Source organism: Allosphingosinicella sp., from assembly GCF_036387215.1.
Lineage (GTDB): Bacteria > Pseudomonadota > Alphaproteobacteria > Sphingomonadales > Sphingomonadaceae > Allosphingosinicella.
Map to the genome: position 1 here is coordinate 1 of NZ_DASVUE010000439.1, position 5,513 is coordinate 5,513.

At 64.6% G+C, this 5,513-nt stretch carries 5 protein-coding genes; all 5 read right to left on the reverse strand.

Going from position 1 to position 5,513, the window contains the following annotated elements:
• Positions 1-212 precede the first annotated feature (212 nt).
• Genes VF662_RS16730 through VF662_RS16750 form a run of 5 tightly spaced genes read right to left on the reverse strand, consistent with a single transcriptional unit; the run spans position 213 to position 5,383 of the window.
• Positions 213-2,144, reverse strand: coding sequence for an acetyl/propionyl/methylcrotonyl-CoA carboxylase subunit alpha (locus VF662_RS16730; protein WP_464143085.1), 1,932 nt, complete (start codon positions 2,142-2,144; stop codon positions 213-215).
• Complete coding sequence (locus tag VF662_RS16735; protein WP_464143086.1) at positions 2,141-2,299, reverse strand: hypothetical protein; 159 nt, start codon at positions 2,297-2,299, stop codon at positions 2,141-2,143. The genes VF662_RS16730 and VF662_RS16735 overlap by 4 nt, the downstream gene beginning before the upstream one ends.
• 23 nt (positions 2,300-2,322) lie before the next feature.
• Positions 2,323-3,918, reverse strand: a complete 1,596-nt coding sequence (locus tag VF662_RS16740; protein ID WP_464143087.1) for a carboxyl transferase domain-containing protein — start codon at positions 3,916-3,918, stop codon at positions 2,323-2,325.
• Entirely contained in the window at positions 3,915-4,232 is a 318-nt protein-coding gene (locus VF662_RS16745) for a hypothetical protein (protein ID WP_464143088.1), read from the reverse strand. The genes VF662_RS16740 and VF662_RS16745 overlap by 4 nt, the downstream gene beginning before the upstream one ends.
• Positions 4,229-5,383 carry an isovaleryl-CoA dehydrogenase gene (locus VF662_RS16750; RefSeq protein WP_464143089.1) on the reverse strand — a complete coding sequence of 385 codons (1,155 nt, stop codon included), beginning with the start codon at positions 5,381-5,383 and terminating at the stop codon, positions 4,229-4,231. The genes VF662_RS16745 and VF662_RS16750 overlap by 4 nt, the downstream gene beginning before the upstream one ends.
• Positions 5,384-5,513: the final 130 nt, after the last annotated feature.

Here is a 5,513-nt window from a genome sequence, read left to right on the forward strand (position 1 = left end):
GTCCGGTGCGGCTGATGCTCCAGCCGGTCGCCGATTTGCCACTCATCGAAAAAGCGACCGCTCATCCGTCTCTTCCAGCATGCAAAGTTGACACAAGGTTCACACCAACGAAGCGCATTCCGCCGCCCAGCACCTTCCTCACGGCAGCGACCGGTCGGGCTGCCTCCAAGGGTAGGGAAGCATAAGACCAGGCCTGTAGGACAGCTTTTTCTTCAGGCCTTCTCGATCCGCGCAAGCAAGGTGCCCTCGGTTACCTGAGCCCCCTCCGCCGCATTGAGTTCCGCCACGATGCCGTCGAACGGCGCCGTGAGGCTATGCTCCATCTTCATTGCTTCGAGCGTGATGAGCTTCTGCCCCTTCGCCACCTTGTCGCCTTGCCGCGTATCGACGGAGATCACGCGGCCGGGCATCGGCGAGAGTAAGGTGCCGTCAGAGGCCGCCTCGCCCCCGGCGCCGCGCGCGTCCGGCAAAGTGAAGGTGTAAACCATCCCGTCGTTCACACCGCTGAGGATTACATCACGCGCCGGCTCAACCCAGGCCGGAAGCTCCGCGTAGGCATCGGGTACGGAGACTTCCCGGATTTCGCTACCCGATTGCAGCCGTATCAGATCGTAGGGTTTCGCGTTGAGCCGAAATCCCTTGGCCGCAAACCAGGGGGTTCTCTGATCCTCGTACATCGCGGCAAGGCTATCCCCCACTTGCCGTGCCATCTCGCCGCCTGGTGCCGACAAGGAGAAAGCCATGGCGGCAGCCTTCCAGCATTGTTCAGGCGGAACATTTGGCGGAATCAACTCATCGAGCCTGCCTGGGATAAATGCAGTGTCGATCTCGCCGCTTTGGAAGTCGTCATGGCGAAGTGCCCGTGCAAGAAACCCTGCGTTAGTCTTCACGGGCCAAACCGCTGTCACTTCCGCGGCCTGCGCAAGCTTATCGATCACCGCGGATCGCGTGTCGGCATGGGCGATCAGCTTTGCGATCATCGGATCGTAGTGGGGTGACACCTCCCCATATTCGTAGACCCCGGTGTCTACTCTGACCATGTGCTCGGGCAGCACCATGTGGGTCAGCTTACCAACGGAGGGGAGGAACTCCCTGTTTGGATCCTCGGCATAAAGCCGGGCCTCCATCGCCCAACCGTCGATCCTGAGCTCCTCCTGCCTCAGCGGCAGCGTCTCGCCGCTCGCGACGCGAAGCTGCCACTCGACCAGATCCTGCCCGGTAATCTCCTCGGTGACCGGATGTTCGACCTGGAGCCGGGTGTTCATTTCCATGAACCAGATGCGGTCCGCCCGAAGCCCTTCCGACGCATCGGCGATGAACTCGATCGTGCCCGCACCGACATAGTCGACCGCCTGCGCCGCCTTCACCGCTGCCCCGCAGACGGCCGCGCGCGTCGCCTCGTCCATGCCCGGCGCGGGCGCTTCCTCGATCACCTTCTGGTGCCGCCGCTGGAGCGAACAATCCCGCTCGAACAGGTGGACGACGTTGCCGTGGCTGTCGCCGAACACCTGCACTTCGATGTGGCGCGGCCGGAGGATATACTTCTCGATCAGCACGCGGTCGTCGCCGAACGAAGCGGCCGCCTCGCGCTTGCACGAGAGCAGCATGTCCTGGAACTCTTCCGAGGCGTTGACGCGCCGCATCCCCTTGCCGCCGCCGCCGGCGACGGCCTTGATCAGCACCGGATAGCCGATCCTATCCGCCTCACGGTGCAGCCGCTCGGGTGCCTGGTCCTCGCCGAGATAGCCGGGAGTCGTCGGCACCCCCGCCTCGTCCATCAGCTTCTTGGCGGCATCCTTGAGGCCCATGGCGCGGATCGAGGACGGCTTCGGCCCGACCCACACCAGCCCCGCATCGATCACCGCCTGAGCGAAATCGGCATTTTCCGAGAGGAAGCCATAGCCCGGGTGAATGGCCTCCGCGCCCGTCGCCTTGGCGGCGGCGATGATCTTGTCGCCGACGAGATAGCTCTCACGCGCGGGGGAAGGACCGATATGGACCGCCTCGTCCGCCTCCCGCACATGCAGCGCCTTGGCGTCGGCATCGGAATAGACGGCGACGGTCCGCACCCCCAGCCGCCGCGCCGTGCGGATGATCCGGCAAGCAATCTCGCCCCGATTGGCGATGAGGAGTGATTGGATCATTGGCTCCATCCTCCCTTCTGGCGATCTTCCCATTCGATCACCAATCCATTCACGACGAGACTGAAGGCAGCAATTGCTGCTCCAATCCAAAAACTCGCGTTGAAGGCATAGCGGGCGATCAGACCAGCCACGGCGACTATGGTGAGCCAGATCAAGGGATATCTGAGCCGCTGCACCATTACATCCTGAACAGCCCGAACTGCGCGCGTTCCGGGATCGGCGCGTTCAGCGTTGCGGCGAAAGCGAGGCCGAGCACGTCACGGGTCTGGGCCGGATCGATGATGCCGTCGTCCCAGAGGCGGGCGGTGGCGTAATAAGGATTTCCCTCATCCTCGTAGCGCTGGCGGATCGGGGCCTTGAAGGCTTCGGCTTCCTCCGGCGTCCAGCGGTCCGCATCCTTGTGCACGGTGGCGAGCACCGATGCGGCCTGCTCGCCGCCCATCACGCTGATCCGGCTGTTGGGCCAGGTGAAGAGGAAACGGGGGCCGTAGGCGCGGCCGTTCATGCCGTAATTGCCGGCGCCGAAGCTTCCGCCGATAAGGACCGTCACCTTCGGCACCTGCGCGGTCGCGACGGCGGTCACCAGCTTGGCGCCGTCCTTGGCGATACCGCCCGCCTCATATTTGCCGCCGACCATGAAGCCCGAGATGTTCTGAAGGAACAGCAAGGGCGTCCGGCGCTGGCAGGCGAGCTCGACAAAATGTGCCCCCTTCAGGGCGCTTTCCGAAAACAGGATGCCGTTATTGGCGAGGATCGCCACCGGCATGCCCCAGATGCGGGCGAAGCCGCAGACGAGGGTCGTGCCATAGAGCGCCTTGAACTCGTGGAATTCCGACCCGTCGACGATCCGGGCGATCACCTCGCGGACGTCGTAGGGCGTGCGCACGTCGTCCGGGATGATGCCGTAAAGCTCATCCGGATCGAATTTCGGGTCTACCGGATCGGCCAAGTCGAGGTCGGCAGCCTTGACCGTGTTCAGCCGCGCCACGATGTCGCGGACGATGCTGAGCGCGTGCTCGTCATTCTCGGCGAGATGATCGACGACGCCGGATTTGCGCGCATGGAGATCGCCGCCGCCCAGATCCTCGGCCGAGATCACCTCCCCCGTCGCCGCCTTCACCAGCGGCGGGCCGCCGAGGAAGATCGTGCCCTGGTTGCGCACGATCACCGTCTCGTCGCTCATCGCCGGAACATAGGCGCCGCCCGCGGTGCAGCTTCCCATCACGCAAGCGATCTGGGCGATGCCCTGGCTGCTCATTTGCGCCTGATTGTAGAAGATGCGCCCGAAATGCTCCTTGTCCGGGAACACCTCGGCCTGGTGCGGCAGGTTCGCGCCGCCTGAGTCGACGAGGTAGACGCAGGGCAGCCGGTTCTCGCGGGCAATTTCCTGCGCGCGGAGGTGCTTCTTCACGGTGAGCGGGAAATAGGCGCCGCCCTTCACCGTCGGATCATTGGCGAGGATCATCGTTTCCCGCCCGGAGACGCGGCCGATGCCGGCGATCATGCCCGCACCGGGAGCCTCGTCGCCATACATACCGTTGGCCGCCAGCTGCCCCACTTCGAGGAACGGCGAGCCCGGGTCGAGCAGCCGCGTCACCCGGTCCCGCGGGAGCAGTTTGCCGCGGCTTACATGGCGCTCGCGATGCTTCTCCGGCCCGCCGAGCGCCGCCTGCGCCACCCGCCCGCGCAGCTCCTCGACCAGCATCCGGTTGTGCGCGGCGAACCTGCGATAAGCTTCCGATCCCGCGTCGATCTTGCTGCTGAGCTGAGTCACGCCGGCCGCTCCGCTTCGTGAGCCTCGAATTCCTGCACCGCCTCCTTGATGACCCGCATCTTGCGCCGGTTCTTGGCGCTCAGCAGGTATTGATAGACGCCGAGCAGGTTCACGGCGAACAGGATGCCGTTCTGCCACATCAGGCCGCCGCCCTCGGGCTGGGTGCGGGCATGGACGATCCAGGCGACGTTCATGGTGCAGAACAGGACGAAGCCGAAACCTGTCACCTTCCGGCCGAGGTCGCTCGCGAGCATCAAAGCGGCGATTACGCCGCTAACCGTGGCATACCATTCGATAAGCTCGCTTGTGCTCATGCCGCTCCGATCAGCTCGCGGCCGATCAGCATCCGCCTGATCTCGTTGGTGCCGGCGCCGATATCGAGCAGCTTGGCGTCGCGCATGTAGCGCTCGACCGGCCAGTCCTTGGTATAGCCCGCGCCGCCGAGCGCCTGGATCGCCTCGAGGCTCACCTTCACCGCGCTTTCCGAAGCAAGCAGGATCGCACCGGCCGCATCGAAGCGCGTCGTCTTCCCCGCATCGCAATTCTTCGCGACCGTATAGACGTAGGCCCGAGCCGAATTCAGCGCGACATACATGTCCGCCACCTTCGCCTGCATCAGCTGGAAGGCGCCGATCGGCTGACCGAACTGCTTCCTGTCCCGCACATAGGGAAGCACCACGTCGAGGCACGCCTGCATGATGCCGAGCTGGATGCCGGCAAGAACGGTCCGCTCGTAGTCGAGCCCGCTCATCAGCACACCGACGCCGCCGTTGACGGGTCCCATCACATTCTCGTCCGGAACCTCGCAGTCGCTGAACACCAGCTCCGCGGTGGGCGAGCCGCGCATCCCCATCTTCGGGATCTTCTGCCCGATCGAGAAGCCCGGCATGTCCTTTTCGATGAGGAAGGTGGTGATGCCGCGGCTCCCCTCGGCGGTCTTCGCATAGACGACGAGTGTGTCCGCATATTGCGCGTTGGTGATCCAGAACTTGGTGCCGTTGAGGACGTAGCCGCCCTGCACCTTGTCCGCCTTGAGCTTCATCCCGACGACGTCCGAACCCGCGCCGGCCTCCGACATCGCAAGCGATCCGACATGCTCGCCGCTGATCAGCTTCGGGAGATATTTCGCCTTCTGCTCCGGATTGGCCCAGCGGCGGATCTGGTTGACGCAGAGGTTCGAGTGAGCGCCGTAGCTGAGGCCGATCGAGGCCGACGCCCGCGCCACCTCCTCCTGCGCGATCACATGCTCGAGATAGCCGAGGCCGAGCCCGCCATCCTCCTCCGCGACCGTGATGCCGTGGAGGCCGAGCTCGCCCATTTCCGGCCACAGCTCGCGTGGAAACCAGTCCTCCTCGTCGATCCGCGCGGCGAGCGGCGCGATCCGGTCGGCGGCGAAGCGCTGGGTGGTGTCGCGGATCGTGTCCGCCATCTCGCCGAGCGCGAAATCGAGGCCAATGTCGGCCATAATTCTCTCCCGTTTGGCGCGGCCCTAGCAGAGCCCGGAGGATTTGAACAAGCGCGGCCAACTGCCTATCTCGGGGCCGTTCGGGCTGAGCTTGTCGAAGCCCTGTCCTTTCCTCTTGCGGCGGTCTGAA

Bases quoted from the DNA above. Each gene is read 5' to 3' on its own strand.
- VF662_RS16750 (WP_464143089.1), bottom strand. From the start codon at position 5,383: ATGGCCGACATTGGCCTCGATTTCGCGCTCGGCGAGATGGCGGACACG.
- VF662_RS16745 (WP_464143088.1), bottom strand. From the start codon at position 4,232: ATGAGCACAAGCGAGCTTATCGAATGGTATGCCACGGTTAGCGGCGTA.
- VF662_RS16730 (WP_464143085.1), bottom strand. From the start codon at position 2,144: ATGATCCAATCACTCCTCATCGCCAATCGGGGCGAGATTGCTTGCCGG.